We start from the raw sequence: 18,296 nt of genomic DNA, 5'->3' as shown, positions 1-18,296 counted from the left end.
GTCCACCAAGTCCACCGAGCCCACCGCCGCCTGCCGCGGACGGATCCTGCGGCACGGCCGCTCCCGCGTCGCCGCCTTTATGGCGCATTGCCAGCATGGCGATCAGGCCCAGCGCCATCATCATCTTCGGGTTCAGGCCGCCCGCGCCTGCTTCGCCGCTGCCGCGCTGCCCGAGCACCCCGCCCAGCACGCTATCGAGTAGTCCCATGGTCGACTCCTTCGGTGAAATGCGGCAACGGACCCGGATGGTCCCTTGCCGTCAAAATCCGCCCAGTACCGCGTTGAGCGCGGCCAGGCAAGCCAGCCCCGCGGTCTCGGTACGCAAGATGCGCGGTCCGAGTGACACGCCGGTGAACCCCGCGCGCAGCGCCGCCGCTTCTTCGTCCGGCGCCAGCCCGCCCTCGGGCCCGATCAGCAGCGTCACGCCGCCGTCCAGCAGGCGCTGGCGCTGCTCTGTTGCAAACGATACCAGCGATTGCGTGGCGCGCGGCGAGACCAGCAGGCGCGCGCCGGCGCCCGCCGCCGGCTTGCCCTGTTGCGCCAGCCAGCCTTCCAGGCTGGCCACCGGCGCCACGACGGGGAGCCGGTTGCGCCCGCATTGCTCGCAGGCCGCTTCCACCAGCGCCTGCCAGTGCGCCTGGCGTTTCTGTGCCCGCTCGGCCGACAGCCGCACCACCGAGCGCGCCGCCTGCAGCGGCTGGATCGTGCCGATGCCRAGYTCGACSGCTTTCTCGATSAGCCAGTCCATCTTGTCGCCGCCKGCCAGSCCYTGTGCCAGCGTGACGTGGAACGGCAGTTCGGTTTCGGCGGGATCGTGGTCGCCGATACGCGCCAGCGCGTGGCGCTTGCCGATATCGACCAGCGTGGCGGCGTGGCTGCCGCCACGGCCATCGAACAGGGTGACGTCGTCACCGGGGTTGAGCCGCAGCACCTGCACATGGCGGACCACGGCTTCCGGCAGCGACAGCTCGGTCTGCGCGGCCAGCGCGCCATCGACGAAGAAACGAGGCGGCATCAGACAGTTCCGTCCTGGCCGGTCGTGGCTAGCGTCTGCGCCGCCGCCGGATTGTCCAGCGGCTTGCCGAAGCCCCAGCGGTAGCCGTCGGGATCCTCGACCATGCAATAGCGGTCGCCCCAGAACTGGTCGGCGGGCGCCATCAGGCTGACCGCGCCGGCGGCGATGGCACGCGTGTGCATGGCATCGACATCGTCGCAATAGACGTAGAAGGTCTGCGGGCATTCGACGCCGAGCGAGCGCGGCGTGCGCGCGGTACTGCCCCAGGCGCCCTCGGGCGCGAACATCACGACCAGTTCGCCGCGATAGTGCATCTCGGCATGGGTGGGCACACCGTTTTCGTCGACTACGTTCCCCGCACTGAAACCGAAGGCGCGGTGATAGAAGTCGAGCGCGCTGCGCCCGTTACCCACCGTCAGGTAGGGAGTGAGCCAGGGGGTGTTGGCCGGTCTTGTCATGATCGTCTCCTGTCATCTCCGGTTGCGGGAAGCCGCGCGGGGCCTGCCTGGGCGGCAAGACCGGCGGTGCGAATGAGCATCTTACGCGGGTGCGCCAGCGCTGTCGAAGAGGGCCTGCAGGTGCAGGGGCAGGGCGAACAGCGCCGGGTGGGGCGCCACGTGGTGGCAGCGCAGCGCGCCGCAGCCGGATCGGGCCCGGCGTCGTGCCGATGCCGGGCGAGAGCCATCCGGTCCACTGCAGGCGGCCCCCGGGCGGCCCCGCCGGGGGGCCAGACTGCCGCGTTCCTTCTGGTAAAATTGCGCTTTTCCCGCCGCCAGGTTCCCGCCGCATGTCCCACCTCGCTCATCCCGCCGCCAGTCCGCACGCTTCGCAGYCCGTCCAACTCATGGCCAACGCCATCCGCGTCCTGGCCATGGACGCCGTCCAGCAGGCCAATTCAGGCCATCCCGGCATGCCCATGGGCATGGCGGATATCGCGGTGGCGTTGTGGGGCCGTCATCTGAAGCATAACCCGGTCAATCCCAAGTGGGCCGACCGCGACCGCTTCGTGCTGTCCAACGGCCACGGCTCGATGCTGCTCTACGCGCTGCTGCACCTGACCGGCTACGACCTGCCGCTGGCCGAGCTGAAGAACTTCCGCCAGCTGCACAGCAAGACCGCGGGCCATCCGGAATACGGCATCACGCCGGGTGTCGAGACCACCACCGGCCCGCTGGGCCAGGGCCTGACCAACGCGGTCGGCATGGCGCTGGCCGAACGCCTGCTGGGCGAGGAATTCAACCGCCCAGGCTTCGACATCGTGAACCATCACACCTATGTGTTCATGGGCGATGGCTGCCTGATGGAAGGCATCAGCCACGAGGCCTGCTCGCTGGCCGGCACGCTCAAGCTGAACAAGCTGATCGCCCTGTGGGACGACAACGGCATCTCGATCGACGGCGACGTCGAGCACTGGTTCGCCGACGACACGCCGAAGCGCTTCGAAGCCTACGGCTGGAACGTGATCCGCGCGGTGGACGGCCATGACGCCGCCGCCGTCGACGCCGCCATCGCGCAGGCCAAGTCCAGCGACCGCCCGACCCTGATCTGCTGCCGCACCCTGATCGGCAAGGGCGCGCCCAACAAGGAAGGCGGTCACGATGTGCATGGCGCGCCGCTTGGTGGCGCTGAAATCCTGGCCACGCGCGAGGCCCTGGGCTGGACCCATTCCCCGTTCGAAGTGCCTGCCGAAGTCTATGCGGCGTGGGACGCCAAGGCCCGCGGTGGCTCGCTCGAGAAGGCCTGGAACGCGCTGTTCGAGGCTTATGCCGAGCGTTTCCCGTACGAAGCCGGCGAATTCCAGCGCCGCATGCGCGGCGAGCTGCCCGGCGCCTTCGACGCTGCCGTGGACGCCTTCCTGGCCAAGTGCGAAGAGAAGGCCGAGACCATCGCCACCCGCAAGGCCAGCCAGAACACCATCGAGGCCTTCGGCCCGGTGCTGCCCGAGTTCCTGGGCGGCTCGGCCGACCTGACCGGCTCCAACCTGACCAACTGGTCGGGCAGCAAGGCCGTGCGCGCCGAAGCCTGGGGCAATCACATCAACTACGGCGTGCGCGAGTTCGGCATGAGCGCCATCATGAACGGCATCACGCTGCATGGTGGCTACATTCCCTACGGCGGCACCTTCCTGACCTTCTCCGACTACAGCCGCAACGCGCTGCGCATGGCGGCGCTGATGAGGATCCGCACGCTGTTCGTGTTCACCCATGACTCCATCGGCCTGGGTGAAGACGGCCCGACCCACCAGTCGATCGAGCATGTCGCCAGCCTGCGCCTGATCCCCAACATGGATGTCTGGCGTACCGCCGACACCACGGAAACCGCGGTGGCGTGGGCCCAGGCCGTGCGCCGCGAGAACGGCCCGAGCTGCCTGATCTTCAGCCGCCAGAACCTGCCGTTCCAGAAGCGCAGCGACGCCACCCGCGCCAATATCGCGCGCGGCGGCTATGTGCTGCGCGAAGGCAACAATCCCAGGACCGGCCTGCCGGACGCCGTGGTCATCGCCACCGGCTCGGAAGTCGGCCTGGCCGTGGGCGCGGCCGAGCAACTGGCCATCGACGGCGTGCACGTGCGCGTGGTCTCGGTGCCGGCGACGACGGTGTTCGACAAGCAGGACGCCGCCTACAAGACCTCGGTGCTGCCGGCGGGCGTGCCGCGCGTGGCAGTCGAGGCTGGGATCACCGATTTCTGGTGGAAGTACCAGGTCCAGGCCGTGGTCGGCATCGACACCTTCGGCGAATCGGCTCCCGCTGGCGTATTGTTCAAGCACTTCGGCTTCACGGTCGAGAACGTCGTGCGCACGGTGCGCGACACGCTCGGCCAGTAATACGCAGCTCCGGACCGATGTGGCGGCCGCGGCCGCCCGGTCCGGCAAACGCTTTCTTGCATCCATCGATCGTTAGCCTACTCAGGAGATAGACATGACCATCAAGATCGGCATCAACGGCTTCGGCCGCATCGGGCGCATGGTGTTCCGCGCCGCCGCCGCCAACTTCAAGGAAATCGAAGTGGTCGGCATCAACGACCTGCTCGAGCCTGACTACCTGGCGTACATGCTGAAGTACGACTCGGTGCATGGCCGCTTCGACGGCGAAGTGTCGGTCGACGGCAATACCCTGGTCGTCAACGGCAAGAAGATCCGCCTGACCGCGGTCAAGGATCCGTCCGAGCTGAAGTGGGGCGAGATCGGCGCCGACGTGGTGATCGAGTCCACCGGCATCTTCCTGACCAAGGAAGGCGCGCAGAAGCACATCGACGCTGGTGCCAAGAAGGTCATCATGTCGGCGCCGTCCAAGGACGACACCCCCATGTTCGTGTACGGCGTGAACCACGAGACGTACAAGGGCGAGGCGATCATCTCCAACGCCAGCTGCACCACCAACTGCCTGGCGCCCGTGGCCAAGGTGCTGAACGACAAGTGGGGCATCAAGCGCGGCCTGATGACCACCGTGCACGCCACCACCGCCACGCAGAAGACCGTCGATGGCCCGTCCAACAAGGACTGGCGCGGTGGCCGCGGCATCCTGGAAAACATCATCCCGTCGAGCACCGGCGCCGCCAAGGCCGTGGGCGTGGTGATCCCCGAGCTGAACAAGAAGCTGACCGGCATGTCGTTCCGCGTGCCGACCTCCGACGTGTCGGTGGTCGACCTGACCGTCGAGCTGGAAAAGGGCGCAACCTACGCCGAGATCTGCGCCGAAATGAAGGCACAGAGCCAGGGCGCGCTCAAGGGCGTGCTGGGCTACACCGAAGACAAGGTGGTCGCCACGGACTTCCGCGGCGATGCACGCACCTCGATCTTCGATGCCGAAGCCGGCATCGCGCTGGACGCGACCTTCGTCAAGGTCGTGAGCTGGTACGACAACGAGTGGGGCTATTCCAACAAGGTGCTGGAAATGGCCCGCGTGGTGGCCAAGTAAGCTGTAAGGCTGCCTGCGCCGGCAGGAAGTAGGCGCCGCCGTGGTCCGGGGTTTGCGGATCATCATGCTCGCTTCCTGCCGGCAATTCCGGCGATCGTGCGCTGGGGCGTGGCCGGCGATGCCAGTGGAAACGCTGTTCCGCTCCCGGCTTTGCTCTTACACTGATAAAGTGCTGGAAATACCAATGTGCAGCCTATGCAAGTGACCCATAATTCATTTGCAACTTCCAATCTAACCTGGGCGAGATCATGGTGAATGTGGATACCAAGCTTCTCGTGATTTTCACCGAGTTGCTGAGCAAGCGAAACGCGACCTATGTCGCGGAAAAAATGCACATGACCGCGCCCGCGGTATCGCATTCGCTGGGTCGCCTGCGCGAGATCTTCGACGATCCCCTTTTCATCCGCGTGCCGCACGGCCTGACGCCGACGCCGCGGGCCCTGGAGCTGGGCCCCAAGATCCGCGACATGCTCGACCTGTGGTCCTCGATCAACGAGGGCGACGCCGACAATTTCGATCCCGCCGTTGCCACTGGCACGCTCAATATCGGCTTCGCCGCCGAACTGGGCGATACGGTGTTCAACCGCTTCATCCTGCGCATCAAGCAACTGGCGCCGGAACTGCATATCAAGCTGGTCGAGTCCCACTCGTGGGAATCCGACGTGGCCGCCATGCGCGGCAACGAACTGGACCTGGCGTTCTCGCCGTTCCCGACCCGGCATCCCGAGATCGTGGAAGAGATGGTGACCTCGCTGAACCTCTGGGTTTGCGCGCGCAAGAACCATCCCGTACTCAAGGGCACCTGCACGCTGGAGCAATACCTCGACTGCGGCCACATCTTCATGGCGCATTCGGGTGGCAGCGGCCGTCCCGCGCCGTCGCTGATCCCGCTGGACTACGCCTTGCAGCAGCGCGGGCTCAAGCGCAACGCCACGCTGACGGTGCATTCGTGGCGCGCGCAGTCCGAGTTGGCGGCGCAGACCGACATGATCTTTACGGTCAATGCGCTGACCAAGGACATGGCCTGCGAGACCTACGGCCTCAAGGCCTTCCCGTTACCCGCCGAGCTCAATACCACGCTGGGCCTGAACATGTTCTGGCACCGCAGCCGCAACACCCATCCGATGCTGGTGTGGGCGCGCGGCCTGTTCCGCCAGGTCGTCGGCGAATTCGTCGGCGTGCCGGCCGCCGCGCGTGGCGGCCTGCATATCGTGGCCGAGCAGGACGAGCGCGAGACCTGAGCACAGCCCCGGGGGCGATTGCCCGAGGCAAAGAAAAACCGGCGCGGTGCGCCGGTTTTTTTTATGTTCGTCCGCGGCGGATGCAGTTACCGCCGGAAGGCCAGTGTCAGCGCTTGGGGCGGAACTGGCAGTCGTGCTTGGTGCAGTTGCCGTACAGGGACAGCGCGTGTTCCTGCAGCGCGAAGCCGCGCTCGCTGGCGATGCTCTGCTGGCGGCGCTCGATCTCGGAATCGTAGAATTCCTCCACGCGGCCGCAGTCGATGCAGACCAGGTGGTCGTGATGCTTGCCTTCGTTCAGTTCGAAGATGGCCTTGCCGGACTCGAAGTTGTTGCGTGAGAGCAGGCCTGCCTGCTCGAACTGGGTGAGAACGCGATAGACGGTTGCAAGGCCGATATCCATCTGTTCGCTGAGCAGGATGCGGTAAACATCTTCCGCGCTCAGGTGGCGCTGCTCGCTGGTCTGAAAGATCTCGAGGATCTTCAGGCGTGGAACGGTCGCTTTGAGACCGATATTTTTGAGGTCCGCCGGACTCGGCATGGGCGTGACTCCCTAGAGTACAATGTCTGGATTATTGAATCATAAGGGTTTTGGCGGTAAAAGTCGCCTCGGGGGTTGCCTGGGGCGCCGCCGGCTGCCCTAGGCTGCTCCCGCGATGATGCATCGCCCCAGCCGTCTCGTGGCAAACRCCGCGAGGGCCGGAATCGGCACTTTCCTCTCCCTTCTAGAAGCGAGATACATGCGTTCATTTCGTTCGTCCGCCATGCGTCCGACGCTGGTTACCTCTGTGCTGGCTGCTGCTCTGCTGACTGCAGCATGCTCCACTTACGACAATACGTCACGCAAAGTCGCCAACGCGATCACGCCGTACCGTATCAATATCGTGCAAGGCAACTTCGTCTCGCGCGAGGCCGTGTCCCAGCTGCGTGAAGGGATGACGCGCGACCAGGTCAAGTTCCTGCTCGGCACGCCGCTGCTGGCGGACGTCTTCCACGGCAATCGCTGGGATTACGTCTTCTCGTTCCGCCGCGGCAACACCCCGGTGGTGCAGCAGCGCCGCTACACGGTGTTCTTCGACGGCGACAAGCTGGCCAAGTTCGGCGGGGACGAACTCCCGTCCGAATACGAGCTGATCGCGGAAATCGACGGCTACAAGGCCATGCAGGCCAACCAGCGCCCGCTGCGCAAGGACATGGATGTGGTTGCGCCGGCTTCGGCGCCTGCCGCGGCGCCGGTGGATTCGACGGCCGCCGTTGCGCCGGGCGCAGCCAGCCCGTCCGTGCCTGCCGACACCGCGCCGGCAGGCGCTGCCGCGGCCCCCGCTGGCAGCGCGACCGCCGCCGGCAGCAAGTTGACCGAAGAATCGGCATCGGCGCCGGTAGCCGGCCCGAACTCCGCCAACTGAGCAGCCCGCAAGGCAGTCCGCCCGGCCGCCAGTGCAGGCGGCCAGGCGGGCTTGCCGACCCCCGAATACCGGCCGGCCTCACCGCCGGCTTTTTTATGATTGCTGACACGCCATGAATATCGCCATCGCAGGTGCCTCCGGCCGCATGGGCCGCATGCTGATCGAACACGTCCTCGCCACCGAAGGCGTGACCCTGTCGGGCGCGCTGGATGTGCCGGGCGCGCCGGCCCTGGGCCAGGACGCCGGGCTGGTGCTGGGCCGCAACACCGGAGTGACGATCACTTCCGACATCGAAGCGGCACTGGCCGGCGCCGATTGCCTGATCGATTTCACCCGCCCCGAGGGCACGCTGGCGCACGTCGCGGTGGCCGCGCGGCTCGGCGTCAAGATGGTGATCGGCACCACTGGCTTCGACGAAGCCGGCCGCGCCGCGCTGGCGGAGGCCGCCAAGCGCATCGGCGTGGTCTTCGCCGCCAATATGAGCGTTGGTGTCAATGCCACGTTCAAGCTGCTGGAAATGGCCGCCAAGCTGCTGTCCTCCGGCTACGACATCGAAGTCATCGAGGCGCATCACCGGCACAAGGTCGACGCGCCGTCCGGCACCGCCCTCGCGATGGGCGAAGTGGTGGCCAAGGCGCTGGGCCGCGACCTGAAGACCTGCGGCGTGTTTGCGCGCGAAGGCCATACCGGGCCGCGCGACCCCAACTCCATCGGCTTCGCCACCGTGCGCGGCGGTGATATCGTGGGCGACCACACCGTGATGTTCGCCGGCATCGGCGAGCGCATCGAGATCACCCACAAGTCGTCGAGCCGCCAGTCCTACGCCGACGGCGCGGTGCGCGCGGCGCGCTTCCTGGCCGACAAGCCCGCCGGCCTGTTCGACATGCAGGACGTGCTGGGCCTGAAGTAACGGGGCCCGCCGCGCCGTCTGCCCCGACGGTTRTAATCGGCGTTTTCGGCATTCCAGCGCAGGCGGGCGCCGCAAGGCAGCCCGCCGCTTTTCTTTTCCACGCTTTGGCCCGCCAACGCGCTTCGCCCGCTGTCCTGAACATGCAAGACAAATACCTTCCCTCCGCCGTTGAACAAGCCGCCCAGCAACACTGGCAAGCGATCGATGCCTACCGCGTGACGGAGCAGGCGAAGCTGGCCGACGGCAGCGAGAAGCCCAAGTTCTATGCCTGCTCGATGCTGCCGTACCCGTCGGGCAAGCTGCATATGGGGCACGTGCGCAACTACACCATCAACGACGTGATGGCGCGCCAGCTGCGCATGACGGGACACAACGTGCTGATGCCGATGGGCTGGGACGCGTTCGGCATGCCCGCCGAAAACGCCGCGCTCAACAACGGCGTGGCGCCGGCGGCCTGGACCTACGACAACATCGCGTACATGAAGCGCCAGATGCAGTCGATGGGCCTGGCCATCGACTGGTCGCGCGAGGTCGCCACCTGCAGCCCGGACTACTACCGCTGGAACCAGTGGCTGTTCCTCAAGATGCTGGAAAAGGGCATCGCCTACCGCAAGACCGGCACCGTCAACTGGGACCCGGTCGACCAGACCGTGCTGGCCAACGAGCAGGTCATCGACGGGCGCGGCTGGCGCTCGGGCGCGCTGGTGGAGAAGCGCGAGATCCCGATGTACTACCTGCGCATCACCCAGTACGCCGAAGAGCTGCTGGGCGACCTCGATGGCCTGGGCTGGCCCGAGCGCGTCAAGATCATGCAGCAGAACTGGATCGGCAAGAGCGTCGGCGTGCGCTTCGCCTTCCCGCACGCGATTGCCGGCGATGACGGCAAGCTGATCGGCGACGGCAAGCTGTACGTGTTCACCACGCGCGCCGACACCATCATGGGCGTGACCTTCTGCGCGGTTGCCGCCGAGCATCCGCTGGCCACGCACGCGGCTGCCACCAACCCGGCGCTGGCTGCCTTCATCGACGAGTGCAAGCACGGCTCGGTGATGGAAGCCGACATGGCCACCATGGAAAAGAAGGGCATGCCCACCGGCCTGAAGGTGGTGCATCCGCTCACCGGCGAGCAGGTCGAGGTGTGGGTCGGCAACTACGTGCTGATGAGCTACGGCGACGGCGCCGTGATGGGCGTGCCCGCGCACGACGAGCGCGACTTCGCCTTCGCCAACAAGTACGGCCTGCCGATCAGGCAGGTCGTCGATGTGAAGGGCCAGCCCTTCTCCACCGAAGCCTGGCAGGAGTGGTACGGCGACAAGGAGCACGGCGTCTGCGTCCACAGCGGCAAGTACGACGGCCTGGCTTACCAGGCCGCGGTGGAGGCCATCGCCGCCGACCTCGGAGAGAAAGGCATCGGCGAGAAGAAGACCACCTGGCGCCTGCGCGACTGGGGCATCTCGCGCCAGCGCTACTGGGGCACGCCGATCCCGCTGATCCACTGCGAGGACTGCGGCGTGGTGCCGGTGCCCGAGCAGGACCTGCCGGTGGTGCTGCCCGAGGACCTGGTGCCGGACGGCACCGGCAACCCGCTGGCCAAGGATCCGCGCTTCCTCGCGTGCACCTGCCCGTCGTGCGGCAAGCCGGCGCGCCGCGAGACCGACACCATGGATACCTTCATCGATTCGTGCTGGTACTACATGCGCTATACCAGCCCGGACGCGGCTGCCATGGTCGATGGCCGCAACGATTACTGGATGCCGATGGACCAGTACATCGGCGGCATCGAACACGCCATCCTGCACCTGCTGTACGCCCGCTTCTGGACCAAGGTCATGCGTGACATGGGCCTGGTCAAGTTCGGCGAGCCGTTCACCAACCTGCTCACCCAGGGCATGGTGCTCAACGACACCTACTACCGCGAGGACGCGGCCGGCAAGAAGACCTGGTACAACCCGGCCGAGGTGGACGTCAGCACCGACGAGCGTGGCCGTCCGCTGGGCGCCGTGCTCAACGCAGACGGCCAGCCGGTGGTGATCGGCGGCGTGGAGAAGATGTCGAAGTCCAAGAACAACGGCATCGACCCGCAGGCGCTGATCGACCAGTATGGCGCCGACACCGCGCGCCTGTTCGTCATGTTCGCCGCGCCGCCCGAGCAGCAGCTCGAGTGGAGCGGCTCCGGCGTGGAAGGCGCGTCGCGCTTCCTGCGCCGCGTGTGGAACTACGGCCATGCCAATGCCGAGGCAATCGCGGCGGYCGGCAATGGCGCGCAGTATGGCGATGGCGACAGCACGCTGCGCCGCGAGCTGCACAGCGTGCTCAAGCAGGCCAACTACGACTACCAGCGCATCCAGTACAACACGGTGGTGTCCGCCACCATGAAGATGCTCAATGCGCTGGAAGACGCCAAGGCCGCCACCCCGGCCGCGCGCCGCGAAGGCTTCGGCATCCTGCTGCGCGTGCTGTATCCAGTGGTGCCGCACATTACCCACGGCCTGTGGCAGGAACTGGGCTACGCCACGCAGTACGGCGACCTGCTCGACGCTCCGTGGCCGCAGGTGGACGAGTCCGCCCTGGTGCAGAGCGAGCTCGAACTCGTGCTGCAGGTCAACGGCAAGGTACGCGGCAGCCTGACGGTGCCGGCCAGTGCCGACCGTGCCGCCATCGAGGCCATGGCCGCCGCCAGCGAGATCGTGGCCAAGTTCGCCGCCGGCGCCGCGCCGAAGAAGATCGTGGTGGTGCCGGGGCGTCTCGTCAACGTGGTGTTGTAAGACGCTGCCGCCAAGCTCATGCCCGTGACCAAGCCAACGAGGGAGTTGCCCGGTATGGATCGACAATCCGATCGACAAGCCGATCGACCGACCGACCGACAGGCCGACCGGCAGACGGATCGAAAGACGCCGGGTGAGCCCGTGCGGGGCCGCCGCATGGCCCTGGCGGCACTGCTGGCGGCCGGCCTGGTGGCCGGCTGCGGCTTTCACATGCGGGGCAACGCGGATTTCGTGTTCAAGAAGCTGTACCTGAGCATCCCGCCCAATACGCTGATGGGCTCGGACCTGCGCCGCGCCATCCGCAATGGCTCGGATACGCAGGTCGTGGCCGATCCCAAGGAAGCCGACGCGCTGCTGGACGTGCTGCAGGACACCCGTACCAAGACGGTGCTGTCGCTCACCACCACCGGCGTGGTGCGCGAATACCGCCTGACGCAACGCTTTACCTTCCGCCTGCGCGATGCCGGCGGCCAGGAACTGATCGCCCCGTCGCAACTGGTGCTCACGCGCGACCTGACCTACAACGAAGCCAACACGCTGGCCAAGGACTACGAAGAGCAACAGCTCTACCGCGACATGCAGCGCGATATCGTGCAGCAGCTGATCCGCCGGCTGGCCGCGGTCAAGGCGATCTGAGCCACGCCCGGCATGCAGCTCAAACTCGACGGACTCGACGCCCATCTGCGCCAGGCCAAGGGACGTGGCCTGGCGCCGCTCTACGTGGTGCACGGCGACGAACACCTGCTGGTGCTGGAGGCGGTCGACCGGCTGCGCCAGGCGGCACGCGAGTCTGGCTTCACCGAGCGCGAGGTGCTGTCCGCCGAGCGCGGCTTCAACTGGGGCCAGGTGGTCCAGGCGCAGCAATCGATGTCGCTGTTCGGTGACCGCAAGATCGTCGAGCTGCGCATTCCTTCCGGCAAGCCCGGCAAGGACGGCGGCGAAGCGCTGCGCGCGGTGGCGGCCCAGCCCTCGCCGGATGTCGTGATGCTGGTCACATTGCCGCGGCTGGATTTCGCCACGGCAAAGTCGGCCTGGTTCCAGGCACTCGAAGGCGCCGGCGTCTCGCTCAAGATCGATGCGGTCGACCGCACCCGCCTGCCGGCGTGGGTCGGCGAGCGGCTGGCACTGCAGCAGCAGCGCGTGGAGCCGGGCGAGCCGGGCCGGCGCGCGCTGCAGTTCGTCGCCGACAAGGTGGAGGGCAACCTGCTGGCGGCCCACCAGGAAATCCAGAAGCTGGGCCTGCTCTATCCGGCCGGCGCGCTGACGTTCGAGCAAGTGCACGATGCGGTGCTCAATGTGGCGCGCTACGACGTGTTCAAGCTATCTGAAGCGATGCTCGGCGGCGACGTGCCGCGCCTGGTGCGCATGCTCGAAGGGCTGCGCGGAGAAGGCCAGGCCACGGTGCTGGTGCTGTGGGCGCTGACCGAGGAAATTCGCGTATTATCCAAGGTCCGGCAAGGGTTGGCGGCAGGCAAGCCGATCGGCGTGCTGACCCGCGAACTGCGTATCTGGGGCCCGCGCGAGAAGCTGGTGCCACAGGCAGCACAGCGGCTTTCAACGGCGCAGCTCGAAAGCGCGCTCGCCATGGCCGCCCGGCTGGACCGCCAGGTCAAGGGCCTGCGCGCCGAGGGCATGCCGGCCGAACCCTGGGACGGCCTGCTGCAGCTGGCTTTGCTTATCGCCAGGTAGGTTGCGCGCCAGGTACGCCCTGCGCACCGCGCACGCGTTCCTGCCAGCCCATCGCCTGCAAAAAACACGCATTGAGGGCCGGTATCGCCCGGCCAGGACTATGAACGAGCTCGATCTCAAGCAATACATGGAACGCGTCGGCCAGCAGGCTCGCGCCGCTTCGCGCGCCATGGCGCGCGCCTCCACCGCCGACAAGAACCGCGCGCTGCTGATCATCGCCGCCGCCATCCGCCGCGATGCCGCGCACCTGAAGGCAGTCAATGCCGGCGATGTCGAGCGTGCCCGCGCCAACGGCCAGGACGCCGCCTTCATCGACCGCCTGACGCTGTCGGACAAGGCCATCGCCGCAGCAGGCCGTGCAGGTGATCGAGACCACCGACCGCGCCGCGGTCGGCCGGCTCATCACCATGACCGAATACGTCGACGTGATCGTGCCGCGTGGCGGCAAGAGCCTGATCGCGCGCCTGATGGAAGAAGCGCGCGTACCGATGATCAAGCACCTCGACGGCATCTGCCACGTCTACATCGACGCCGACGCCGACCTGGACAAGGCCGTGCGCGTCTGTGACAACGCCAAGACCCAGCGCTACGCCCCCTGCAACACCATGGAGACGTTGCTGGTCGCCGCCGGCGTGGCCGCCGCCGCGCTGCCGCCGCTGTGCCGCATCTACCAGGAAAAGGGCGTCGAGCTGCGCGTGTGCGCCGCCACCCGCGCTACGCTGGAAGCCGCCGGCTTCACCGGCCTGGTCGACGCCACCGAGGAAGACTGGCGCCTGGAATACCTGGCGCCGGTGCTGGCGATCCGCACCGTGGCCGGGCTGGACGAGGCCATCGCGCACATCAACACCTACGGCTCGGCGCATACCGATTCCATCATCACCGAGAACTACAGCACCGGCATGCGCTTCCTGCGCGAAGTCGACTCGGCCAGCGTGATGATCAATGCCTCGACGCGCTTCGCGGACGGCTTCGAGTACGGCCTCGGTGCCGAGATCGGCATCTCCAACGACAAGCTGCACGCGCGCGGCCCGGTCGGGCTGGAAGGCCTCACTTCGCTGAAATACGTGGTGTTCGGGCACGGCGAGATCCGCACCTGAGTTCGGCCTGGCTGGCGGGCTGTCCCGCCGCCTGCCGGCGCCTGTCCGGCGCCTTTTCCGGCCCGGACGTGCCTTGCAGTCGTCACGCATCACGGTCATCGTCCTGGCCGCACCATCAACCCCACACAAGAAGCCAGATGCTCTGGGTCAAAGCGCTGCATATCGTCTTCGTCGTCTCCTGGTTTGCCGGCCTGTTCTACCTGCCGCGCATCTTCGTCAACCTCGCCATGGAGACCGACGCCGCCGGCGTGCAGCGGCTGTTGCTGATGGCGCGCAAGCTCTATCGCTTCATGACCATGCTGGCGGTGCCGGCGCTGGTGTTCGGCCTGTGGCTCTATCTCGGCTACGGCATCGGGCGCGGCCCGGGGCAGGGCTGGATGCACGCCAAGCTGGCGCTGGTGCTGGTGCTGATCGGCTATCACCACGGCTGCGGCGTGYTGCTGAAGAAGTTCGAGGGCGGGCGCAACACGCGTTCGCATACCTTCTACCGCTGGTTCAACGAATTGCCGGTGCTGGTGCTGCTGGCGGTGGTGATCCTGGTGGTGGTCAAGCCGTTCTGAGCCGACCGGCGTGAAACGCAGGGGAAGCCGCGCGGCGGCCGCAAGCACGGCGCGGCGTTTTCCCGTATTGTTCCCGGTTCGGTTTCCGGATCGCTGTTCGCATTGCCGTTTTCCCCACAGTCCAAGGCGCTGTTGACGCGCGCCGCCCCCGTCCAGAGGACATGATGAGCAAGCAGGTCGACTACTATCTTTCCCCGCAATCGCCGTTCGTCTACCTTGGGCACGCACGCTTCACCGCGCTCGCGGCCAAGTACGGCGTGCAGGTCAATCTCAAGCCCAGCGACCTGGGCAAGGTGTTTTCGGTCTCGGGCGGACTGCCGCTGGCGCAGCGCCCGCCCCAGCGCCAGGCCTACCGGCTGGTGGAACTGGCCCGCTGGAGCGAATTCCTGGGCCTGCCGCTGAACCTGCACCCGACCTATTTCCCGGTGTCCGGCGACGCCGCCAGCAAACTGATCATCGCCGTGCAGCTGGCGCACGGCACCGCGCGCGCCATGGAGCTGGTCGGCGCGATCGGCCGCGCCCTGTGGGCCGAGCAGCGTAATATCGCCGACGCCCCCACGCTGGTCCAGCTTGCCGACGGCATCGGCCTGGATGGCGCCGCGATGCTCAAGGCCAGCGAGGCCCAGGCCGTGCAGGCGGACTACGCCCAGCACACCCAGGATGCGATCTCCGCCGGTGCCTTCGGCGCGCCATGGTTCGTCTACGAAGGCCAGTCGTACTGGGGCCAGGATCGCCTGGACTTCCTCGAGCGCGCCTTCGCGGCTGGCTGAAGCCCCGCGGCGCGGTACACTGCGCGCTATCCGACCCCGTCCGCCACGGCGGACGTTTTTGTTTGCAGGAATACCCAATCCATGTCCCAAGCCTTCTTTGCCCCTTGCCCGCGCGGTCTGGAAAGCGCGCTCGCCGAAGAGCTGCGCGAAATCGCAGCCCGGCCCGGCATGGCCGCGCTCGCGCCGTTCCAGGTCCATCGCGAGATGCCGGGCGGCGTCACGTTCTCGGGCGAGATGGTGGCGGCCTACGCAGTAAACCTGCATTCGCGCATTGCCAGCCGCGTGCTCATGCGCGTGGCCGCACGCGGCTACCGCCGCGAGGACGATATCTACGACCTGGCGCGCGGCCAGCGCTGGGAACAATGGTTCTCGCCAGACGAGACATTGCGGGTGGACGTGACGGCACACCGCTCGCCGCTGCAGAGCCTGAACTTCATCGGGCTGCGCGTGAAGGACGGGGTGTGCGACGCCATGCGCGAGCGTCTCGGCGCGCGGCCCAGCGTGGATACCGTCAGTCCCGATGTGCGCATTTATGCCCACCTGACCGAGCACGACGTCACGCTCTATCTCGACACCTCCGGCGAGCCGCTGTTCAAGCGCGGCTGGCGCATGGAGAAGGGCGAGGCGCCACTGAAGGAAAACCTTGCCGCCGGCATCCTGCGCCTGGCCGGCTGGGTGCCGGGCCAGACCGAACAACCCTTCTACGATCCGATGTGCGGCAGCGGCACCTTCCTGGTGGAGGCGACCCAGGTCGCCCTGGGCATCGCGCCGGGCGCCGGGCGCAGCTTCGCCTTCGAATGGCTCAAGGGCGCCGATACGCGCGGCTGGCAGGCCCTGAAGGCGGCCGCACAGGCGGACATCGAGGCCGCGCGCGCGCGCGCCGTGGCAGAGCCGCTGGAGATTGCCGGCAGCGATATTTCCACCGACCTGCTGTCGATGACCGAAGCCAACTGGCAACGCGCCGGCCTGCCCGGCGAGCCGCAGCTCAAGCAGGTGGACGCGCGCTTTGCGCAGCCGCCGTTCGCGACGCCGGGCATGTTGCTGATGAACCCGCCCTACGGGGAGCGGATCGCCGTGCGCGGCGAGCGCCGCCGCCCGCTGGAGGAGGCGCCCGACAATGGGGTCGAGGACGAGGCCGCCAACCAGTTTGCCAGCGCCTTTGCCACCACGCTGAAGCAGAATTTCGCCGGCTGGCAGGCCTGGATCTTCACCGGCGACCTCGGCCTGCCGCGTCGGCTGCGGCTCAAGGAGTCGCGCCGCACGCCCCTCTACAACGGCAATATCGAATGCCGGCTGTTCCGTTTCGACATGGTGCGTGGCGGCAATCGCAGCAACAACGGCAACGGCGACAGCGGCGCGGCTTCGGCCTGACGCCCCGCGCAGAGGGTGGTAGCAGGGATGAGGGCAGGGGGGATCCCCTGCCGCCCGTGATGCCGTGTGCCGCTGCCTGCGGCGGCCTGGCGCCGGATCAGTGTCCGCGGCCGGTGATGCGCTCGGGTTCCCGGGCGAAGTCCTTCAGGAAGTCCTGGAAGCTGACGATGGGTTCCTGCAGCAGGTGGCGCGGCAGGTCGAACAGCGCGTAGAAATAATCCTCGCGGCCGGCGCAATGCTCGGCCGGCAGGCAGTACTGCTCCCAGTCGATGCAGGCCGGCGTGTACATGCCGTTACCGGGCCAGAAGAAGGGCACGATGCGGCCCTCGCGCAGGCCTTCGATCAGTGCCGCGGGCGCGTCGTAGGCCTCGGCCGACTCCACCTGGTTCATCAGCCCGGCCCGCGTCTCGATCACCATCAGCGTGGCATGCCCCTGCGCCGTCAGCATCAGGATGCCGGCCGGGTTGGGGTAAAGGTAGTACTCCACGAAGCCATAGCGCGCTGTGATCTGGCGCACCCGGTCGCAGATCACCGGATCGGACAGGAAGGAAAACGAATGCCGCGTCAGCAGGTCGCGCAGCGTGCGCGACAGCGTGGCGAAATACTGCTGCTGCAACGCATCGATCTCCTGGTCCAGCCGCTCCACCATATTGCTGTCGTGCTTCTTGACGTAGCGGTCGATCAGGCCGTGATTGAAGCCTTGCACGGCAATGCTCTCGTCCGCGGTGCCGGTCAGCAGGATGGTCTTGCACGGCAGGTCCTGCAGCGCCTGGCAGAACTCCAGGCCGTTCATCTGCGGCATCGAATAATCGACCACGATCACGCCCGGCTGCACGTAGCGGTTGATGTCGTGGATCTGCCGGTAGATGCGGTCGATATCGAGCTGCACGGTACGCCGCTCGGTCAGGAAAGTCAGGTCATCGTGCGTCACCCGCACCGGCAGGAAACCGGTGAAGCGCGCGTAGGTGTCGCGGATCCACTGCAGCGCCTCGCGCGGGTCGGTGAAGGTCACCACCGGCCGCGACGGATCCATCTGGAACGCCAGGCTGTCGATAAACGACTTGCTGTCGTCGACGAGCACCGTCAGGATCGGGTGGTGGAAGACCGACAGATTCCTGTCCTGGGGGTTGAATGTCATGTTGCGTTCGGCTTGAGCGTCTCTCGGACACTTCGGGCGGGTGGGTTCGGCGCGGCAGGGGACGGACCTGTGCGGCCGGGCCGGTGGCGGATCGGCCCGCGAACACTCCGTGGCCGAAGACCGGAACCAGTATAGCGCGCTCGCGCCCCCGCGCAACCGCAGTGCGGCGGGGTTGAAGGAGGGGGGTGACGCCGGGGCGTGGCGCGTGTGGCGTGCGGGCAGCGGCGCCGGGCACGGGCGTGGCCCGCGCCCGGCGCCCTGGCGTGCTCAGTCGACGGCCTTGCCCATGTCCTCGACCACCTTCTTGGCGTCGCCGAACACCATCATGGTCTTGTCCATGTAGAACAACTCGTTGTCGAGACCGGCATAGCCGGCCGCCATCGAGCGCTTGTTCACGATGATGGTCTTGGCCTTGTAGGC

16 protein-coding genes and 2 pseudogenes are annotated in these 18,296 nt (G+C 67.0%); 12 read left to right on the top strand and 6 right to left on the bottom strand.

What is annotated here, in order from left to right; translation table 11 throughout:
* The 3 genes and pseudogenes from AC1DO7_RS33395 to AC1DO7_RS33385 form a co-directional block, all read right to left on the bottom strand.
* Nucleotides 1-208, bottom strand: a pseudogene (locus AC1DO7_RS33395) (YidB family protein); the annotation flags it as partial.
* Between the two features lie 51 nt (nt 209-259).
* Entirely contained in the window at nt 260-1,015 is a 756-nt protein-coding gene (locus AC1DO7_RS33390) for a 16S rRNA (uracil(1498)-N(3))-methyltransferase (protein ID WP_441617694.1), read from the bottom strand.
* Nucleotides 1,015-1,473, bottom strand: coding sequence for a VOC family protein (locus AC1DO7_RS33385; protein WP_441617692.1), 459 nt, complete (start codon nt 1,471-1,473; stop codon nt 1,015-1,017). Before AC1DO7_RS33385 ends, AC1DO7_RS33390 begins: the two co-directional genes overlap by 1 nt.
* 329 nt (nt 1,474-1,802) lie before the next feature.
* Here AC1DO7_RS33385 and tkt point away from each other — a divergent pair, with 329 nt between their 5' ends.
* From tkt to AC1DO7_RS33370, 3 genes are all read left to right on the top strand, one after another.
* Complete coding sequence (gene tkt / locus AC1DO7_RS33380; protein ID WP_477117066.1) at nt 1,803-3,839, top strand: transketolase; 2,037 nt, start codon at nt 1,803-1,805, stop codon at nt 3,837-3,839.
* A 94-nt stretch (nt 3,840-3,933) separates the two neighbouring features.
* The gene (gene gap, locus AC1DO7_RS33375) at nt 3,934-4,932 is read left to right on the top strand and encodes a type I glyceraldehyde-3-phosphate dehydrogenase (RefSeq protein WP_441617688.1); all 999 of its coding nucleotides are present in this window, start codon (nt 3,934-3,936) and stop codon (nt 4,930-4,932) included.
* A gap of 248 nt (nt 4,933-5,180) precedes the next feature.
* Entirely contained in the window at nt 5,181-6,173 is a 993-nt protein-coding gene (locus tag AC1DO7_RS33370; RefSeq protein ID WP_441617686.1) for a LysR family transcriptional regulator, read from the top strand.
* 106 nt (nt 6,174-6,279) lie between these two features.
* Here the strand turns inward: AC1DO7_RS33370 and fur are convergent, their stop codons facing one another.
* Nucleotides 6,280-6,711 carry a ferric iron uptake transcriptional regulator gene (fur, locus tag AC1DO7_RS33365; RefSeq protein ID WP_441617684.1) on the bottom strand — a complete coding sequence of 144 codons (432 nt, stop codon included), beginning with the start codon at nt 6,709-6,711 and terminating at the stop codon, nt 6,280-6,282.
* 199 nt (nt 6,712-6,910) lie between these two features.
* On the opposite strand from fur, the gene AC1DO7_RS33360 reads away from it, so the two are divergent.
* From AC1DO7_RS33360 to AC1DO7_RS33320, 9 genes and pseudogenes are all read left to right on the top strand, one after another.
* Entirely contained in the window at nt 6,911-7,576 is a 666-nt protein-coding gene (locus tag AC1DO7_RS33360) for an outer membrane protein assembly factor BamE (protein ID WP_441617682.1), read from the top strand.
* Nucleotides 7,577-7,688: 112 nt separating this feature from the next.
* A complete protein-coding gene (dapB, locus tag AC1DO7_RS33355; RefSeq protein WP_441617680.1) occupies nt 7,689-8,486 on the top strand; it encodes a 4-hydroxy-tetrahydrodipicolinate reductase in 798 nt (265 codons plus the stop codon).
* A 140-nt stretch (nt 8,487-8,626) separates the two neighbouring features.
* Nucleotides 8,627-11,251, top strand: a complete 2,625-nt coding sequence (leuS, locus tag AC1DO7_RS33350) for a leucine--tRNA ligase (protein ID WP_477117065.1) — start codon at nt 8,627-8,629, stop codon at nt 11,249-11,251.
* Nucleotides 11,252-11,407: 156 nt separating this feature from the next.
* A complete protein-coding gene (locus AC1DO7_RS33345) occupies nt 11,408-11,887 on the top strand; it encodes an LPS-assembly lipoprotein LptE (RefSeq protein WP_441617676.1) in 480 nt (159 codons plus the stop codon).
* A gap of 12 nt (nt 11,888-11,899) precedes the next feature.
* Nucleotides 11,900-12,940 (top strand): DNA polymerase III subunit delta, encoded by a 1,041-nt coding sequence (gene holA / locus AC1DO7_RS33340; protein ID WP_441617674.1) that lies wholly within the window; start codon nt 11,900-11,902, stop codon nt 12,938-12,940.
* 100 nt (nt 12,941-13,040) lie between these two features.
* Nucleotides 13,041-14,037: pseudogene (locus AC1DO7_RS33335) on the top strand (glutamate-5-semialdehyde dehydrogenase).
* 137 nt (nt 14,038-14,174) lie between these two features.
* Nucleotides 14,175-14,597, top strand: a complete 423-nt coding sequence (locus AC1DO7_RS33330; RefSeq protein WP_441617670.1) for a CopD family protein — start codon at nt 14,175-14,177, stop codon at nt 14,595-14,597.
* Nucleotides 14,598-14,761: 164 nt separating this feature from the next.
* Nucleotides 14,762-15,367 carry a 2-hydroxychromene-2-carboxylate isomerase gene (locus AC1DO7_RS33325; RefSeq protein WP_441617913.1) on the top strand — a complete coding sequence of 202 codons (606 nt, stop codon included), beginning with the start codon at nt 14,762-14,764 and terminating at the stop codon, nt 15,365-15,367.
* An 81-nt stretch (nt 15,368-15,448) separates the two neighbouring features.
* The gene (locus tag AC1DO7_RS33320) at nt 15,449-16,738 is read left to right on the top strand and encodes a THUMP domain-containing class I SAM-dependent RNA methyltransferase (RefSeq protein WP_441617668.1); all 1,290 of its coding nucleotides are present in this window, start codon (nt 15,449-15,451) and stop codon (nt 16,736-16,738) included.
* 97 nt (nt 16,739-16,835) lie between these two features.
* Here the strand turns inward: AC1DO7_RS33320 and AC1DO7_RS33315 are convergent, their stop codons facing one another.
* Entirely contained in the window at nt 16,836-17,876 is a 1,041-nt protein-coding gene (locus tag AC1DO7_RS33315; RefSeq protein WP_441617666.1) for a response regulator, read from the bottom strand.
* A gap of 267 nt (nt 17,877-18,143) precedes the next feature.
* Nucleotides 18,144-18,296: NAD(P)(+) transhydrogenase (Re/Si-specific) subunit beta (locus AC1DO7_RS33310; RefSeq protein WP_477117067.1), on the bottom strand; the 153-nt coding region annotated here is incomplete at its 5' end.

Source organism: Cupriavidus sp. 05N40, assembly GCF_056397305.1.
The sequence above is the reverse complement of the archived record's forward strand: the minus strand, read 5'-3'. Positions and strand labels throughout refer to the sequence as shown.